The organism is Solwaraspora sp. WMMB335, assembly GCF_049179075.1.
In the GTDB taxonomy this organism is placed as follows: domain Bacteria; phylum Actinomycetota; class Actinomycetes; order Mycobacteriales; family Micromonosporaceae; genus Micromonospora_E.
The window spans coordinates 7,186,563-7,202,938 of record NZ_JBMHMF010000001.1; the positions used below are offsets into that span (position 1 = coordinate 7,186,563).

Here is a 16,376-nt window from a genome sequence, read left to right on the forward strand (position 1 = left end):
ATGGTTAGCGTTTCCTGCACGTCATCGACAAATGTCGGCGGTTGAGGAGGCGCGACGTTGGCAACCACGGTGAGTTTTGGCCGGCGGCTTCGTCTGCAGAGCCTGTACCGGCACGACCCGGCCGGGCTGCTCGTCGTGCCGTTGGACCACCCGGTCACCGCGGGACCGATCGTGCACGGCACCGGGATGGACCGGTTGGTGGGGCAACTGGCCGAAAACGGGGCGGACGCTGTGGTCCTTCACAAAGGAGTGCTGCACCGGCTCCAGTCCCGGTGGTTCCGGTCGTTGGCGCTGATCGTGCAGCTGAGCGCCGGAACCCGCATCGCGCCCGACCCGGACGCCAAGTACCTGGTGGCCTCGGTGGAGGAGGCGCTGCGCGCCGGGGCGGACGGGGTCAGCGTGCACGTCAACCTGGGCTCGTCGACCGAAGGGCGGCAGATCGCCGACCTCGCCGCCGTCGCCGAGGCGTGCGACCGCTGGGGCGTACCGCTGCTGGCGATGGTCTACGCCCGAGGTGCCCGACTCGCCGAACATCGCGCGGCGGATCTGCTGGCGCACGGCGCGGCCGTCGCCGCCGACCTCGGGGCCGATCTGGTCAAGTCGGCGATGCCGGCGGATCCGGTGATGATGGCCGAGGTGGCGCGGGCCTGTCCGATTCCGATGCTGGCCGCCGGAGGTGCCGTCGACGCGGACCCGGCGGCGGCGCTGCGTCGGTTGGCCGGCGCGCTACGGGCCGGCGCCGGTGGCATCGCGGCCGGCCGGCTGGTCTTCACCGCGGACGATCCGGGTCTGATGGTCCGTCGGCTTGCGGCCCTGGTCCATGACCGGGTCCCGGTGTCGACGCGATGAGCGGCGCCACCGTGCACCAGCGGCACGACGCCGCCCCTGCCCCGGCGGGCCTTCCCCCTGCCCCGGCGGGCGCTCCTGCCGTGGCGGGCGCTCCTGCCGGGCGCCGACAGGCCTGGCTCGATGTCCGGTCGGCGGGTGCGGACCTGTCGGCGCTGTGCCAGGCCGCGATCCACCACGGCTTCGACGCCATCGTTTCGGCCGATCCGGCCGACCTCGAGCCGTTGCCGCCGACCATCCGTCGGGTCCTGCTGGTCGGTCAGGCCGACCCACCGCAGGACGTCGGCGTGGCCGACGTCGTGCTGGTCGACGTGACGGCACACCCCGACCCGGACCGGCTGACCCGCAGGTATCCAGAACGGGCGACCGGGCGCTTTGTCGAGGTCAGCGACGCACGGACACTCGCCACCGCGTGCGACAGCGCGCGCCGCTGCGGCTGGACCGTGCTCCAGTTCCGCGACCCCACGAACATCCCGCTGGAGATCGTGCTCGCGGCGGCCGCCGACGCGGCCGGAACGGTCGTGTCGGTCGTGGAGCGTGCCGCCGACGCGCCGGTCCACCTGGGGGTGCTCGAGCACGGCCCGGACGGAATCATGATCGGGGCCACCTCGCCCGCCGAGGTCGGGCGGCTCGCGGCGGCCGTGCGCGCCGCATCACCAGAGGTGGCACTGGCCACTCTCACCGTCGACGCCGTGCGACGCGTCGGCATGGGTGACCGGGCGTGCGTGGACACCTGCACCTACCTGCGGCCGGACGAAGGGCTCCTGGTGGGTTCCTGGGCCAGCGGGCTGGTGCTCTGCGTCAGCGAGACGCATCCGCTGCCCTACATGCCGACCCGTCCGTTCCGGGTCAACGCCGGCGCGATCATGTCGTACACGTTGGCCGATCACACCCACACCCGGTACCTGAGCGAGCTGCGTGCGGGTGACAGCGTGCTCGCGGTCGGCGCCGACGGGCGCACCCGGGCGGTGACGGTCGGCCGGATCAAGATCGAGCGGCGTCCGCTGCTGTCGGTCACCGCGGTGGCCGGCGACGGACAGCGGGTCAACGTGATCGTCCAGGACGACTGGCACGTGCGCATCCTCGGCCCCGCTGCGGCCGTACTCAACTCGACCGAGTTGACGTCGGGGGACCGGATCCTCGGAATGCTCCCGGGACGGGCACGCCACGTCGGGCATCCCATCGACGAAATGTGTCTCGAACAGTGATCTTCGATTTCCACGCCCGGCTGACGGCCGCGCCGGACGCGGTGCCCGCCATGCTGGCCACCATGGCGGGCACCGGCATCGCCCGGGCCGCGGTGTCCGCCGGCGGCGTGGTGGACCTCGACCGGTTGTCCGACCTGATCGTCGAGGGCGGGCGCGCCGACGTCGCCGTCGACAACGAACGGGTACGCCGCGACTGTGCCCGCTCCGGCGGGCTGCTGCTGCCCTTCTACTTCGCCGACCCGTACCGTGACGTGGCCGACTACCGGCGGGTCGCGCCGTCGTACCGGGGTCTGGAGATCTCACCGGCGGTGCACGGCTTCCGCCTCGACGATCCGCCGGTCAGCGAGCTCGTCGCGGTGGCCGGGGACGTCGGCCATCCGGTCTACCTGGTGTGCCTCGGCCGTCCCGGTGCCCGGACCACCGACCTGGTGGCACTCGCCCGCCGGTTTCCCGGCGTGACCTTCGTGTCCGGCCACTGCGGGCACACCGGCCTGGACGCGGCCGGTCTGGCCCTGATCGCCCCGCTGCCCAACGTCGTGGTGGAGACCTCCGGATGCTTCACGGCCGTCGCCCGACTCGCGGTGCACCGCCTCGGTGCCGACCGGGTGCTGTTCGGCACCGAGTACCCACTGCAGCACCCCGAGGTCGAACTGGCCAAGCTCACCGCCCTGGACCTGACCGCGACCGAACTGCACCAGGTGACGAGCGGCAACGCCGCGCGTCTGTTGGGAGAGGAGAGTCCTGTTGACTGATCCGTGCCGACCGGACGACGCCGACCAGCGGCCACGTATCGGCGACTGGAAAGGGTACGGCGACCTCGCCGACCTGCAGGACGCCCGGCTCGCGGCGACGGTGGCCGCGGCGGCACGCTCGCCGTTCTACCAGCGGCGCGACGGCGGACGGCTCCCTGCCGACCGGGCCGGCCTGCACGCCTTGGCGCTGACCACGAAACAGCACCTGCGCCAGGCGTACCCGTTCGGGATGCTCGCCGTCGACCGGTCGCGGCTGGCCACGTACCACGAGTCGAGCGGCAGCGGTGGCACCCCGACCGCGTCGTACTACACCGAGACGGACTGGGCGGACCTCGCCGAGCGGTACGCCCGCAAGTGGGTGGGCATCTACCCGTCCGACACGTTCCTGGTCCGCACCCCGTACGCGTTGATGATCACGGGCCACCTGGCGCAGGCGGCGGCCCGGCTGCACGGCGCCACGGTGGTGCCCGGCGACAACCGGACGCTCGCCATGCCGTACTCGCGGGTGGTCCGGGTGCTGCGTGACCTGGCGGTGACACTGACCTGGTCGCTGCCGACGGACACGTTGCTGTGGGCCGCCGCCGCCGAGGCCGCCGGACATCGTCCCGACCAGGACTTTCCCGCCCTGCGTGCCCTGTTCGTCGGCGGTGAGCCGCTCAGCGCCGCCCGGCGGGACCGGATCGCCCGGATCTGGAACGCGCGGGTCGTCGAGGAGTACGGGGCGACCGAGACCGGCAGCCTCGCCGGGGAGTGCCCCTACGGGCGGCTGCACCTGTGGGCCGACCGCAACATCTTCGAGGTGCACGACCCGCGGTCGGGTCGTACGACCGGACACGGCCGCGGCCAGCTGGTGGTGACCCCGCTCTACCGCGAGGCGATGCCCCTGCTGCGCTACAACATCGAAGACGACGTCGAGGTCGCCTACGAGCCGTGCGAGTGCGACTGGTGGCTGCCGACGGTGCGGGTGCTGGGCCGCAGCGGCTTCGTCTGCCGCACCGGTGCCGTCGAGATCACCCAGCTGGGCGTCGAGGAACTGGTCTTCGGCCTGCCGGCCGGCTACGGCGTCATGTTCTGGCGCGCCCGACTGGTCGGTGAGCTGCTGCGGATCGAGATCGAGGCGCGCGAGCGCTACCGCGAGGCCGCCGCCGACGAACTGGTGGCCGCGGTCCGCCGCCGCTACGGCCTCGACGCCGAGGTGTCGGCCCGGGCACCGGGCGAGCTGGTCCCGCACGCGTTGCTGACCGCCGGCGGCGACGTGCTCAAGCCGCGTGGGCTGTACGGCCCGGACGAGGACTGGGACAAGGCACTGCAGTACTACTGATCCGGATCCGTGATGAATGATCCGAACTTATGGGGGAAGGGGGCGTCTGGTGCCCGATCGCATCCTGGTGGTGGGTGCCGGCGTCGGCGGACTGACGGTGGCCGTCGCGCTGGCCCGGCGGGGTCTACCCGCGACCGTGGTGGAACAGCAGCCGTCGGTGTCGACAGCCGGATGCGGGATCCAGATTCCACCGAACTGCGCCCGGATTTTGCACCGGCTCGGCCTGGCGTCGGTGTTGGCCGCACGGGCGGTGCGGCCCGTCGCGCTGGAGCTACGCCGGTGGCTGGACAACCGCCTGATCAGCCGGGTCGAGCTCGGCGCGGCGGCGGCGCGCCACGGCGCGCCGTACTACACGATGCGCCGTGCCGAACTGACGGCGGCCCTGCTGGCCATGGTCAGGGCGGTACACGGGGACGAGGCGGTCCGGTTCGGCCGGCGGGTCACGACAGTGGGCGCGTCGGCGCGGCGCGCCCGGCTGCGGCTCGACGATGGCACGTCCGTCCCGGCACGGCTGGTGGTCGGCGCCGACGGCCTGCACTCCCTGGTCCGGCGGCAGCTGATCACGGACGTGCCACGCTACACCGGACACACGGCGTACCGGACGGTCCTGCCGCCCGAGCGGGTGCCGCCCTGGCTCGGCGGCGACGCGCGGGTGACGGTCTGGCTGGGTCCGGGCCGGCACTGCGTCTGCTACCCCGTCGATCCCGGCGGCACCCTGAACGTCGTGGCGACCGTGCCCGAGCCGGCCCCACCGGTCATCGCCGACAGTGCGGGGTTGCGACTCGCCCCGGCGTACCGTGGCTGGCACCCGGCGGTGACCACGCTGCTCGGCGCGGCCGACGAGTTCCTGCACCACGGCCTGTACGACCGGCCCGTGCCCGACCGGTGGCACCGCGACCGGATGGTGCTGCTGGGCGACGCCGCGCATCCGATGTTGCCGTTTCTCGCCCAGGGCGCGGCCCAGGCCGTGGAGGACGCCGCCGTCCTCGCCGCGGTCTTGCCCGGCCGCGGCGGCCTGACCAGGTACGAAACCATTCGCCGCCGCCGCGTCGGCGAGGTAGGGGCGGCGGTACGGGCCGGTGCCCGTGACCACCACCTGCCCGACGGCCCGCGCCAACGGGCCCGCGACCGTCGCCTGGCCGGCGGCGGGCTGGCCACGATGGACTGGCTCTACGGGTGGCGCGAACCCGACGAGGAGACCAAGACGCGGGCCGCTGCGGCGGAGTCGCGGACCAGCGCGGCCAGCGCGGCCAGCGCGGCCAGCTCGACCCGCGAGGTGAGGTTGAGTTTGCGGAAGATCTGACGGAGGTGGTAGTTGACCGTGTGCGGGGAACGGCCGATGCGGTGGGCGATCTGCTGGTTGGTCATCGCCCGTCCGACCAGGTGGGCTATCTGTCGCTCCTGCTCGTTGAGCGTGTCCAGGTCGGCAGCGGTGCCTCCGGGTGTGGCCAACCGATCCCGCCGCAGCGCGACCGCCACCGGACGAGGCAGCGACGCCTCGACGATCCGTCGTACCTCGTCGTGGCTGAACGCGAGGTGCTCACCGACGCCGACGACGAGACCGGACGCCATCGCCTCGTCGATCGCCGGCAGCAGCGTCGCGGCACCGCGGCGCATGGCGTCGGCCACGTCGAGCAGCCCGAAGGTCGATCCACCCGTCGACGCGACCTGGAGCAGGTGCCGGGCGGGTGCGGAGAGCGTGGCGAGGCTGCCGGCGATCCGGGCTCGGGTTCGCGCCGGCAACCGGCAGGTCCGCAACCGTGCCTTTCCGCCGTGGACGATCACGAGCTGTTCCTCACGCAGCCCGGTGACGAACTCGACCAGCGCGCCCGGGTTGCCGGCGGCGACCGCGGCCAAGGCCAGCAGATCAGTGTCGGGCAGGGCACCCAGCAGCCTGGTCACCAGCTCCGACACGGCCTCGTCGGTCAGTGGGGCGAGCGCGATACGGGTCATCCCGGTGGGCCCGAGCAGCCGGGTTCCCGGCCAGCTGACCTCGGGCGGTCTGGTCAGGACCGCCAGGACCGGCGCGGTGGCCGCCATGGCGGCCACCGCCGCCCAGGTACGCGGCTCGATCGGATCCGGATACTCGGCGACGACCAGCTGGGCCGGCGTACCCGCCGCGCGGCGGGTCCGGTCCCGCCCCGCCCAGCACGCGAGCGGGGTCACCGGGTGTCCCGCCCGGCGGGCCGCGTCGGTGAACTCCTCGATCAGGTGGGACTTGCCGCTGCCGGGCGGCCCGACGACGACAGCGACCGTGAGACGGCCGGGTACGGCTCGGTCGAGGGCCTCGGTGAGCTGGCGTGTCTCGTGGGCCCTGCCGACGGTCGTCGGGGCGCAACGGCGGCCGGGTGACGTCCCGGGTGACCGGGGTGGCCAGGATACCCGGGACGTGACCGGTTCAATCTCGGCGTCGACCTGCATCACCTGCTCCTCGTGTCGATGCGGTGATCCGATGATGGCGTCGACGCCGACGGTGAATACCGGAGAATGAGGTGGTTGGGAGAAATCCCGACCGGTGCGAAGGTCAGTACGCCGATGGCGGTAGCGGGCTGTGCAGCAGCAGGCAGATCGTTCGCAGCAACTCCACCTCCGGCACGGTCATCACCCCGTCATGGCCGATCACCGTGACGGCGGCGGCGATCAGCTGGGCCTTCTGCTCAGGCTGCAACGTGTCCAGCTGCGGCCAGACCGCTTCCAGGTCGAGCACCCCGTCCCCGGTCGGCGTCAGTCGCGCCGGACCAGGTCGTCGCGGTGCGGGCAGCTGCCGGACACCGGCGGCGAACGCACGGGCGGCGGCGTCCGGGTCGGGCTGCCCGGCCCGCGCCAGCACGCTCAGCAGGGTGGTCACGGCCGGCCAGGTGTCGCGTAGTCGGCGCCGTCCCGTCCCGGCCCGGGGCGCGGGCCGCAACGAGTCCCGCAGCTCGCCGATGAGCAACCGGGACAGACAGTACTCCGAGACGCTGATCCGTCCGTCCGCGTGCACCAGGGTGGCGACCGTGTCGATGACCGCCGTGCGCTGCGCGGGCGGGCGGTGCCGCAGCGCTGGCAGTGCCACCTCGGCCAGCGGCAGCCGCAGCAGCGGGTGCAGCGCGGCGGTCGCGTGACCGGCCCGCAAGGCGGCGTCGGCGAGGACCTTGCCGTGCCGGTCGAACAGCTGGGCGTGCTGCCGGGTGCGTACCTCGTCGTCGGCTGAGAACAGCAGGCCGAGCACCAGCGGCACCACCGCGTCAGCCTGCCGGGCCTGGGCCAGCAGGTCCGGCGGCAGCTGACGGAGCAGCGCGGCGGCCTGCGGATGGGCTTCGGGCGGGGCCGTGCCGATCTGGTCGACGACGCCTTTCGGGTCGGCCGGCACCCGATGGCCGACATCGGGCAGCGCTTCGGCGGCCCCGGCCATGCCAGCGGGCCCGGATGCCGGGCCGGCGGCCCCGGACGCCTGCTCCCCGGTCAGGCCGAGGGCGCGGTCCTCGGCCTGACCCGACGGGAGAGTCGTGGCCCACCGACGGGACAGGCCCGCCACTTCGGCCGGGTCGAAGCGGGGATCGAGCGCGGCGATCCGGTCCAGGACCGGCGGGTGGGTGGCGAACAGCGCCGAGACCCGCGACAGCGCCGGGTGCCGGATACCGGAGCCGAAGAGCATGTGGCCGACCTCTTCGGCCCGCGGGCTGGCCAGCGCCGAGCCGGCCGGCAGCCCGGCGATCTTCTTCAACGCGCCGGCCAATCCGGTGGTCTGCCGGGTGAACTGGACCGCCGAGGCGTCCGCGAGGTACTCCCGCTGCCGGGAGACCGACGCTTTGATCAGCCGGCCGACCAACACCCCGATGTAGCCGGCGGCCACCATGACCAGCCCGACCAGGGGCAGCGGGTTGCCGCCCCGGTTGTCGCCGCGCGCCCGGCCGGTGGCGTACCCGGTGCGCAACAGCCCTCGCCCGATCACCGCGAGGAACAGGATGCCGAACAGCAGGCCCATCAGCCGGATATTGAGCCGCATGTCGCCGTTGACCACGTGACTGAACTCGTGGGCGATGACTCCCTGCAGCTCGTCGCGGTTGAGCCGGTCCAGTGCGCCGCGGGTGACCGCGATCGCCGCGTCGGAGGTGGACCAGCCGGCGGCAAAGGCGTTGATCCCCTGCTCGTCCGGCAGCAAGTACACCTCGGGCACCGGCACGCCGGAGGCGATGGCGATCTCCTCGATCACGTTGCGCAGCCGGCGCAGGTGCCAGTCGGTGGTGTCCGGGGGTACGAGGACACCACCGAGCTCCCGGGCCACCCGGCCACCACCACCGCGGAGCGTGACCGTCCGGATCAGCGCGGCCAGGCCGATCACCGCGACCGTGGCCAGGCTGGTCACCACGAGCAGCGCCGCCAGCTGCGCGGCGGGTAGCGCGGCACCGTTGAAGCCGATCAACACCGCCAGGTCGACCACCGCGACGATGCCGAGTACGGCGACCACGAACAACGCGACCAACCGGACGGAGACCCGCCGGACCTGCCGCTGGCGTTCGAAGAAGTTCATGCCGTCAGAACGTCACCCGGGGGGCTTGGCGCTGCTGCGGATCCTCCGCCTCGAACGGCGCCGCCGGGCCGAACGAGAACATGCTCGCCACCACGCTGCCCGGGAAGCGTTCCCGCTTGTTGTTGTACGCGGTCACCGCGTCGTTGTACGCCTGACGGGCGAACGCGACCCGGTTCTCCGTGGAGGTCAGCTCCTCGGTCAACTGCATCATGTTCTGGTTGGCCTTGAGATCCGGGTAGGCCTCGGCGAGCGCGAAGAGCCGACCCAGGCGTTGGGTCAGGACGTTCTCCGCGCCGGCGAGTTGTCGCATCGCCGCCGGATCTCCGGGCCGGCCGGTGGCGGCGGCCTGGGCGTCGACCGCGCCGCCCCGGGCGGCGATCACCGATTCCAGCGTCTCCCGCTCGTGTTTGAGGTAGCCCTTGGCGACCTCGACGAGGTTGGGCACGAGGTCGTGTCGGCGGGTCAGTTGCACGTCGATCTGCGCGAAGGCGTTGCGGTAGCCGTTGCGCCCGGTGACCAGGCCGTTGTAAACGGCGACGCCGTAGCCGGCGAAGGCCAGCGCAACCACCGCTATCAGGCAAAAGAGGGCAATGACGAGTTCCATCGGCTCCCGGATACCTCCTTCTGCGCTGGCCATGGCCGGGCCGCTACCCGCGGTGATGCCCGTACGAGCGTACGCCACCTGCTGGAACGCGGCCGGCAACCGCGACCGGACGCCGACCCACCCCTGGCTCCCGGTCGGGCACGGCTCCCGGTCGGGCACGGCGACCGACCCGAGTCGGCACGGCGACCCGGGTCGGTGGGCATGCGGCCGGCCGCGCGCTGCGGCCGGCGTTGTCAGCTGGGGAAGTACGAGTTGGTGGTGGCGCTGCTGTACGGGGAGTAACTCCAGTAGTGGTACATCAGCGGCAACTGGCCCCACTTGGAGCGGACGTAGTCGCCGGTGCCCACCCTGATACCCGAGTGGTCGTCACTGGAGTAGGAGATCTTCATGTTGGCGAACCAGATGTACGGCACCTGCCAGCGGGTGTAGCTGCCGTCCAGCCAGTACTTGTCGTCACCGGGGGTGTTCATCCACCGGTCGTTCGACGACGAGGTGCTGTACCACGCGTACGAGTGGCAGTTGTACTTGCGGGAGGCGTTGCGTTCCCGTGTCGCCGACGGGTAGTTGCTCGCCACGTAGCTGTTGTAGCTGGTGATCTGGGCGCTGGTCAGCTCGCTGGTCATGGTGATCACCGACACCGGGGTGCCGTAGGGCGTGTAGACGGTGCTGGCGTAGTCCAGCGTGCCGAAGCCGTCGTGCAGCTCGTGGGTGACCTCGGGGTCGGCCAGGTGCTGGCGGACCGCGGTGACGGTGGCGCTGACCGCGCCAGGGTGCACGGCGACGCCTTCGCGCAGCAGGTGCGACTGCGACCAGTTCCAGCCTTCGCGCAGCGCGAGGGCCCGGCCCAGCAGCACCGCGGTCGGCTCCAGGCCGGCCTCGCCGTAGGTGGCGGCGTCGGCCCGCTTGGCCCGGTGCTTCGCCAGCCCGAGGCGCAGCAGGGCGGTGGACTCCTGGTGGTCGAGCGTGGCCAGCACCGTCGGCTGGGCCAGGATGCTTTCCAGCTTCCAGGCGGCGAGCGCGCGGTCGCCGGCCTGCGCGAGAGTCTCGTCCGCCGGCACCGCAACGTCCAGGTCGCGGTAACGCTGCAGCAGGACCTGCCCGGCGTCCGGGCGGGTGAGCAGTTCACCGAGGCCGCTGAAACGCCGCGCGACGACGTCGAGGCCCTGCTGGACGCTGTTGAACGCCAGCGCGTCGGGCAGCAGCGGGTAGGCCAGCACCGCGTCGACGAGTTGTGTGGTGCGCAACCGTTGCGCGAGCGCCGGCGGCATCTGCACCGCGTCCACCATCTCCTGATGGCTGCCGAACGCCCGCCACTGCGCGGTGCCCGGCCGGATCTGGTACTCGAACCGCTGATCCGCCGCGTTGGCGGGTGTGCCCGGCGCCAGCGTGGCGACGACGGCGGCGGTGACCGCGACGACGATGCCACGCCGGGTGAGACGAGCAGGACTGATCATGCTCGATCCTCTCGTGAGAACGGCCGGTCGCCTGAGGTTGTCGATCGATGACCGGCGATGACCTGATCGAGTCGAACGTATCAGTGACTGTGGATGTGGGAGTAGTTCGAGTGGGGGTCAGGATTCATGTGTTGTCAGCAACGCGCCATGACGCCGGTAGGAAGAGGGCCGACTCGCCCGATGACCGGGGTCGCCTCATCCGTTCAGTTGGGAAGACTCAACCCGTAACATGAAGCGCCGACTTCGCGGGAAGAATAGGGACATCCACGAGCCGGGACAGGAGCGTGATGAGAACGAGCAGGAGCAGCGCGGGCTGGAAGAGCGCCCTGATCGCGGTCGGCAGCGCGGCCGCCGGCGCTGGGGTCGGCGTTGCGCTCGTCAAGCGAGCCATCGATAGATACGTCGATCCCTGGAAGGGGAGAGTTGCCGCGGCCGGACTCGTCGTGAAGTCGGCTCAGGTCGGCGAGGTCGGGCTCAGCTATGCGGAAGGGCCGGATAACGGGCCGCCCCTGGTGCTGCTGCATGCCCAGCATATGGACTGGTTCAGCTACAGCCGCGTCCTGCCGGGCCTGTCCGAGCGGTTCCACGTCTTCGACATCGACTACCCGGGTCATGGTGCCACCACCGTGCCCGCGGACTACCCCATGTCCGCGAACCGGATCGGCGCCGACCTCGCCGCGTTCATCGAGACCACCGTCGGGGGTCCGGCCTTCGTGACCGGCAACTCCTCCGGCGGGCTCCTCGCCGTCTGGCTTGCCGCGAACCGGCCCGAGCTCGTGAAAGGCGTCGTGCTGGAGGATCCACCGCTGTTCTCCGCTGAGTACCCGCGGATCGCGACCACGATCGCCGACCGGTCCTTCGCTACCTGCGCCGAAGCCGTCCGCGCTGGGATCACCGCCGACGACGACTTTCTGCTGTACTGGATCGCCAGCAACAAGAAGTTCTTCACGAACAACGTCGCCCCCGGCACCGCATCCCTGCTCACCGCCGCGATCAAGACGTATCGGCGCGCTCACCCAGGTGAGCCGGTCGATGTGGGGCTGCTCCCCAACGACACGGTGCGATTGCTCCTGCGCGGCATGGACCGGTTCGATCCTCGGTTCGGCGCCGCCTTCCACGACGGCACATGGAACAAGGGCTTCGACCACGCCGACGCCCTCGCGGACGTCAGCTGCCCGGCACTTCTGCTCCAGGCCGACTTCTCGATCCTCGCCGACGGCACCCTCAATGGCGCCATGAGTCAGGAGGACGCCGACCGGGCCGTCTCGCTCCTCCGCACGGGCAGCTATCGCAAGATCGACGCCACCCACGTCATCCACCTCGCCCAGCCCGAGTTCTTCGCGCGCACCCTGGAAGAGTTCTTCCTCGACCACGAGGCATGATCCCCGGGCGTGCCTGGCCAGTCCGGCGGTCCTTTTCATTCAGGGCCCGGACGTTCCCCTGGGCCTCGGGTCTCTCACCGACGCGGGGGCAGGATCCCGGTCATCGCCTCGTCGAGTTCGGCTCCGCTGAAGGCGCGCCCCGGCAGCGGGACTGCATCCCTGGGACGGATCCCTTCGAGCAGGACCGGGAGGAACCGGCGCCAGGGGTCGATCGGGCCGGATCGTGGTGAGGCGGGGAGGGCGAAGAGCATCATCTGCACGAGCACCACATCGGTCGTCTCGACACCGGGCCGTAGCACACCGGCGCTCTTCGCCCGCTCCACGACCTCATCGAGCCGCGGGCGCAGCCGGCCCTGCGCCTCGTCGTCCAGCCGCCGGGCGCGAGGCGAGGTGAGGAAGATCTCCTTCAGACCCCGGTCGCCGGCATGCAGAGCGAGCCAGTCCTCGAGATAGCCGACGATCGCCCGCCACGGATCGGGCTCGGCCAGCGCACGGTCCAGGATCGCACCGACGCCCGCGATCCTCTCCTCCGACAGGGCGACGATCAACTCGTCCTTGTTGACGAAATGCCGGTAGGCCGTGCCCACGCCGACCTGGGCGCGCTCGGCCACATCGTCCATGGTGACCCCGAAGCCGCGCTCCGCGAACAGCTCCCGTGCGGCGTCGAGCAGCCGACGCCGGTTCCTTTCGGCATCACGGCGACGCGGACGCGACGGCGCCCGAGCGCCACCGTCCGCTGCTGATCCCGAAATCTGTGCCATCGCGAGGAGTCTAGCAAAACGATAGTTGCGCCTCCGATTCTGCTAGCATGGACGAAGCGGAGGTTTACCTCTCACTTCAACCGGGCTTCGGCCCATGGAAGGACCACCACCATGCGCTACACCAAGTTCGGCTCGACCGGGATGGACGTCTCGGCGATCTGCCTCGGCGGCATGTCGTTCGGCGACCCCGCGCTCCCCGAACACGACTGGACACTGCGCGAGCCCCAGACCCGCGAGATCGTCAAGCAGGCCCTCGATGCCGGCATCAACTTCTTCGACACCGCCAACATCTACTCCGGCGGCACCAGTGAGAAGTACGTGGGACGGGCGCTGGCCGACATGGCCAACCGCGACGAGGTCGTCATCGCGACCAAGGTCGCCGGCCCGACCCGCCGCGGCCCCAACGGCTACGGCCTGTCCCGCAAGGCGATCCTCGCCGAGATCGACAACAGCCTGCGACGCCTGGGAACCGACTACGTCGACCTGTACATCATCCACCGCTGGGACCACAGCACCCCGATCGAGGAGACCATCGAGGCACTCAACGACGTCGTCCGCTCCGGCAAGGCCCGCTACATCGGAGCCTCCGCGATGTACGCGTGGCAGCTCGCCACCGCGCTGGCCACCAGCGAACAGCACGGCTGGGCACGCTTCGTCTCGATGCAGGACGCCTACAACCTGCTCTACCGCGAGGAGGAACGCGAGATGCACCCGCTCTGCGCCGACCGCGGACTCGCGGTCACCCCCTTCAGCCCCCTCGCCCGCGGCAAGCTCACCCGCCCGTGGAGCGCCCAAACCGAACGCGAGAAGAAGGACGCGCAGACCGCGAAGCAGTACGGTGCGACGCTCTACCAGCCCGAGGACGAGCAGATCGTCACCCGTACCCTCGAGGTCGCCAACCGTCTCCGCCTACCGCCCGCACAGGTCGCGCTCGCCTGGCTGCTCTCCAAGCCCGTCGTCACCGCACCGATCATCGGCGCCAGCAAACCTCACCACCTCACCGACGCCATCGCCGCCCTCGACCTCCAGCTCTCCGACGACGACATCGCCGCCCTCGAAGAGCCCTACCGGCCCCACCCGATCGAACACAACCGCTGAGCAGACCCCGGAACGCGCGCTGCACGCCTCCACGCCGCCACTTCAGTTCCTCAGAAACCCCATGTGGCGCGGCCCCATCCGTTGCCCCGTCGCGGAACGAGGTCGAGTGAGGTCAGAGTTCGAGACTCACTCTGCCGGGTTGAGGCAGCGCACAAGGCTCGAACTGTGGTGCCCCCGGTGGGATTCGAACCCACACTGTCGGAGGTTTGAGCTCCGCCTCTCTACCGGTTGGAGTACGGGGACTTTGTCGGGTCTGGGGCCTGGCTCCGCTAAGCCTACCTACTACGCTGATGGCTGCGACACCCAACCCGGTGGGTGTCGGTTGGCAAGCGTTGGGGGTAGGGGTACGTGGCCGAGACGCAGGCGGGTACCGAGCGCAGGCGGGTGTTGATCGCCGAAGATGAGGCGTTGATCCGGCTCGATCTGGCGGAGATGCTCGTCGAGGAGGGCTACGACGTGGTCGGCGAGGCCGGCGACGGCGAAACCGCCGTCCGGCTCGCCGAGGACCTCAAGCCCGATCTGGTGATCCTCGACATCAAGATGCCGATCATGGACGGGCTCGCCGCCGCCGAGCGGATCGCCGACGGACGGATCGCACCGGTGGTGATCCTCACCGCGTTCAGCCAGCGCGAGCTGGTCGAGCGGGCCCGGGCGGCGGGCGCGATGGCGTACCTGGTCAAGCCCTTCCAGAAGAGCGACCTGGTGCCGGCGATCGAGATCGCGCTGTCCCGCTACGCCGAGTTGGCCGCGCTGGAGTCCGAGGTCGCCGGGCTGACCGACCGGTTGGAGACCCGCAAGTTCGTGGAGCGGGCCAAGGGCATGCTGATGACCTCGTACGGGATGACCGAGCCACAGGCCTTCAAATGGATCCAGCGGATGGCGATGGACCATCGGATGACCATGCGTGACGTCGCGGAGCGCATCCTCGCCGAGACCCCGGGGGACACCCCCGGCCAGTAGGGCGGCGACCGCCGGCCTCCCCGGGTAGGGACCGGCCTCCCTGGGCAGGTATTTCGATGGCAGCCCGGGCCTGGTGTTACAGCCAGGCGGGCGATCAGGCCACGCTACGTAACGTTTTTGTCAACGGCCCTTCCTGGACCTTACGGCGTGCCCGGCAGGTGGGATAACGTCCCGCCCCAAGGCCGGGATAGCGGCTGGGTGCGTGCTTCCCGCAAGAGCCAATCGGCAGTGGGTGGCTCGGACCAATTGGATCGAGGAGGGTTTCGAGCCTTGAAGCGTAGTCTTGTACGCGTGCTCGGCGGCGTCGCCATGATGGCGCTCGTCGCGGGCGGTGCCGCCTGTAGCAGCAGCGACGGCGAGAGCACGGAAGCTGGCGGCGATGCGTGCGGTTACAAGATCGCCTTTTTTGGGGCGCTGACCGGTCCTTCGGCGGCGCTCGGCATCAACGAGAACAACGGAGCGGCCCTCGCGGTCGAGCAGTACAACGAGGAGAACTCGGACTGCACCGTCGAGCTGGTCGGCCTGGACTCGCAGGGCAGCCCGGACCAGGCGCCCGGCCTGGCCCAGCGGGCCATCGACGACGAGAAGCTACTCGGCATCGTCGGTCCGGCGTACTCCGGTGAGTCCGAGGCGGCGGGTCCGCTGTTCGCCGAGGCCGGACTGCCCACCATCACCCCGTCGGCGACCCGGCCGAGCCTGGCCGACCAGGGCTGGCCGACCTTCTTCCGGGGCGTGGGCAACGACCTGAGCCAGGGCCCGGCGGCGGGTGTCTACATCCGTGACGTGCTCGGTGCCGAGCGGGTCTTCGTCATCGACGACCAGTCGGCGTACGGCGCGGGCCTGGCCGACGAGGTCAAGAACGTCCTCGGCGACCTGGTGGTCGACTCGGACAAGGTGCAGAGCGAGGGCAAGCAGGTCGACTTCTCCGCCACCGTGACCAAGGTGCGTTCGGCCAACGCGGACGCGGTCTTCTTCGGCGGCTACTACCAGGAAGCCGGGCTGATCCGTAAGCAGCTCACCGACGCCGGTATCACCGCGATCATGGTCGCCGGCGACGGCGTGAACGACCCGGCCTTCGTCACCTCCGCCGGCGCAGCGGCGGCCGAGGGCACCATCCTCACCTGCCCCTGCCAGCCGGCCACCGAGGCCCGGGGCAGCTTCGCGGAGGACTACGAGGCGCTGCACGGCACCCCGCCGGGCACCTACAGCGACACCGCCTACGACGCGGCGAACATCTTCCTGCAGGGCATCGGGGAGGGCAACACCACCCGTGAGGCGATGCTCGAGTGGGTGCGTGGCTACGAGGGCGAGGGCGTCGCGGCCAACTACAAGTTCGACGACAAGGGCGAGTTGGACGCCTCGCAGGTGGTCGTCTGGGCGTTCAAGGTCGAAAACGGCGAGGTCGTGCCGGACCAGGAGATCCCCAAGGCCTGACCCGCCGCCCGATCGGCAGGTCAGCTGTTAACGGGTGCGGCCG

Annotated in this window: 13 protein-coding genes, 1 tRNA gene and 1 pseudogene; 9 read left to right on the forward strand and 6 right to left on the reverse strand. The window is 70.9% G+C overall.

The genetic code is table 11. The features are described 5' to 3' along the window. Positions 1 to 57 precede the first annotated feature (57 nt). The 5 genes and pseudogenes from ACN27F_RS31000 to ACN27F_RS31020 form a co-directional block, all read left to right on the forward strand. A complete protein-coding gene (locus ACN27F_RS31000; protein WP_421439008.1) occupies positions 58 to 849 on the forward strand; it encodes a 2-amino-3,7-dideoxy-D-threo-hept-6-ulosonate synthase in 792 nt (263 codons plus the stop codon). Further along, positions 846 to 2,054, forward strand: coding sequence for a 3-dehydroquinate synthase II family protein (locus ACN27F_RS31005; RefSeq protein ID WP_421439009.1), 1,209 nt, complete (start codon positions 846 to 848; stop codon positions 2,052 to 2,054). The genes ACN27F_RS31000 and ACN27F_RS31005 overlap by 4 nt, the downstream gene beginning before the upstream one ends. Further along, positions 2,051 to 2,806, forward strand: coding sequence for an amidohydrolase family protein (locus tag ACN27F_RS31010; protein ID WP_421439010.1), 756 nt, complete (start codon positions 2,051 to 2,053; stop codon positions 2,804 to 2,806). The genes ACN27F_RS31005 and ACN27F_RS31010 overlap by 4 nt, the downstream gene beginning before the upstream one ends. Continuing rightward, positions 2,799 to 4,127, forward strand: coding sequence for a phenylacetate--CoA ligase family protein (locus ACN27F_RS31015; protein WP_421439011.1), 1,329 nt, complete (start codon positions 2,799 to 2,801; stop codon positions 4,125 to 4,127). Before ACN27F_RS31010 ends, ACN27F_RS31015 begins: the two co-directional genes overlap by 8 nt. Before the next feature lie 16 nt (positions 4,128 to 4,143). After that, positions 4,144 to 5,166: pseudogene (locus ACN27F_RS31020) on the forward strand (FAD-dependent monooxygenase); the annotation flags it as partial. A 131-nt stretch (positions 5,167 to 5,297) separates the two neighbouring features. On the opposite strand, the gene ACN27F_RS31025 reads toward ACN27F_RS31020, so the two are convergent. From ACN27F_RS31025 to ACN27F_RS31040, 4 genes are all read right to left on the reverse strand, one after another. Continuing rightward, positions 5,298 to 6,548 (reverse strand): LuxR C-terminal-related transcriptional regulator, encoded by a 1,251-nt coding sequence (locus tag ACN27F_RS31025; RefSeq protein ID WP_421439012.1) that lies wholly within the window; start codon positions 6,546 to 6,548, stop codon positions 5,298 to 5,300. 103 nt (positions 6,549 to 6,651) lie between these two features. Next, entirely contained in the window at positions 6,652 to 8,640 is a 1,989-nt protein-coding gene (locus ACN27F_RS31030; protein ID WP_421439013.1) for a M48 family metallopeptidase, read from the reverse strand. Between the two features lie 4 nt (positions 8,641 to 8,644). Then, entirely contained in the window at positions 8,645 to 9,244 is a 600-nt protein-coding gene (locus ACN27F_RS31035) for a LemA family protein (RefSeq protein WP_421439014.1), read from the reverse strand. A 233-nt stretch (positions 9,245 to 9,477) separates the two neighbouring features. Continuing rightward, the gene (locus ACN27F_RS31040; RefSeq protein WP_421439015.1) at positions 9,478 to 10,698 is read right to left on the reverse strand and encodes a hypothetical protein; all 1,221 of its coding nucleotides are present in this window, start codon (positions 10,696 to 10,698) and stop codon (positions 9,478 to 9,480) included. Positions 10,699 to 10,985: 287 nt separating this feature from the next. Between ACN27F_RS31040 and ACN27F_RS31045 the strand changes: the two genes are divergently transcribed. After that, positions 10,986 to 12,080, forward strand: coding sequence for an alpha/beta fold hydrolase (locus tag ACN27F_RS31045; protein ID WP_421440568.1), 1,095 nt, complete (start codon positions 10,986 to 10,988; stop codon positions 12,078 to 12,080). 74 nt (positions 12,081 to 12,154) lie between these two features. On the opposite strand, the gene ACN27F_RS31050 is transcribed toward ACN27F_RS31045, so the two are convergent. After that, the gene (locus tag ACN27F_RS31050) at positions 12,155 to 12,841 is read right to left on the reverse strand and encodes a TetR/AcrR family transcriptional regulator (protein ID WP_421439016.1); all 687 of its coding nucleotides are present in this window, start codon (positions 12,839 to 12,841) and stop codon (positions 12,155 to 12,157) included. A gap of 111 nt (positions 12,842 to 12,952) precedes the next feature. Between ACN27F_RS31050 and ACN27F_RS31055 the strand changes: the two genes are divergently transcribed. Further along, complete coding sequence (locus ACN27F_RS31055) at positions 12,953 to 13,939, forward strand: aldo/keto reductase (protein ID WP_421439017.1); 987 nt, start codon at positions 12,953 to 12,955, stop codon at positions 13,937 to 13,939. A gap of 166 nt (positions 13,940 to 14,105) precedes the next feature. Here the strand turns inward: ACN27F_RS31055 and ACN27F_RS31060 are convergent. After that, positions 14,106 to 14,182: transfer RNA gene (locus tag ACN27F_RS31060), tRNA-Leu, on the reverse strand. 105 nt (positions 14,183 to 14,287) lie between these two features. On the opposite strand from ACN27F_RS31060, the gene ACN27F_RS31065 reads away from it, so the two are divergent. Beyond that, the gene (locus ACN27F_RS31065; RefSeq protein ID WP_421439018.1) at positions 14,288 to 14,899 is read left to right on the forward strand and encodes an ANTAR domain-containing response regulator; all 612 of its coding nucleotides are present in this window, start codon (positions 14,288 to 14,290) and stop codon (positions 14,897 to 14,899) included. Positions 14,900 to 15,208: 309 nt separating this feature from the next. Further along, positions 15,209 to 16,333 carry a branched-chain amino acid ABC transporter substrate-binding protein gene (locus ACN27F_RS31070; protein WP_421440570.1) on the forward strand — a complete coding sequence of 375 codons (1,125 nt, stop codon included), beginning with the start codon at positions 15,209 to 15,211 and terminating at the stop codon, positions 16,331 to 16,333. Positions 16,334 to 16,376 lie beyond the last annotated feature (43 nt).

Excerpts from the sequence above, each read along its gene's own strand:
- ACN27F_RS31005 (WP_421439009.1), top strand. The coding sequence starts at position 846 with ATGAGCGGCGCCACCGTGCACCAGCGGCACGACGCCGCCCCTGCCCCG.
- ACN27F_RS31025 (WP_421439012.1), bottom strand. The coding sequence starts at position 6,548 with ATGCAGGTCGACGCCGAGATTGAACCGGTCACGTCCCGGGTATCCTGG.
- ACN27F_RS31030 (WP_421439013.1), bottom strand. The coding sequence starts at position 8,640 with ATGAACTTCTTCGAACGCCAGCGGCAGGTCCGGCGGGTCTCCGTCCGG.
- ACN27F_RS31035 (WP_421439014.1), bottom strand. The coding sequence starts at position 9,244 with ATGGAACTCGTCATTGCCCTCTTTTGCCTGATAGCGGTGGTTGCGCTG.
- ACN27F_RS31040 (WP_421439015.1), bottom strand. The coding sequence starts at position 10,698 with ATGATCAGTCCTGCTCGTCTCACCCGGCGTGGCATCGTCGTCGCGGTC.
- ACN27F_RS31045 (WP_421440568.1), top strand. The coding sequence starts at position 10,986 with ATGAGAACGAGCAGGAGCAGCGCGGGCTGGAAGAGCGCCCTGATCGCG.
- ACN27F_RS31050 (WP_421439016.1), bottom strand. The coding sequence starts at position 12,841 with ATGGCACAGATTTCGGGATCAGCAGCGGACGGTGGCGCTCGGGCGCCG.
- ACN27F_RS31055 (WP_421439017.1), top strand. The coding sequence starts at position 12,953 with ATGCGCTACACCAAGTTCGGCTCGACCGGGATGGACGTCTCGGCGATC.
- ACN27F_RS31070 (WP_421440570.1), top strand. The coding sequence starts at position 15,209 with ATGATGGCGCTCGTCGCGGGCGGTGCCGCCTGTAGCAGCAGCGACGGC.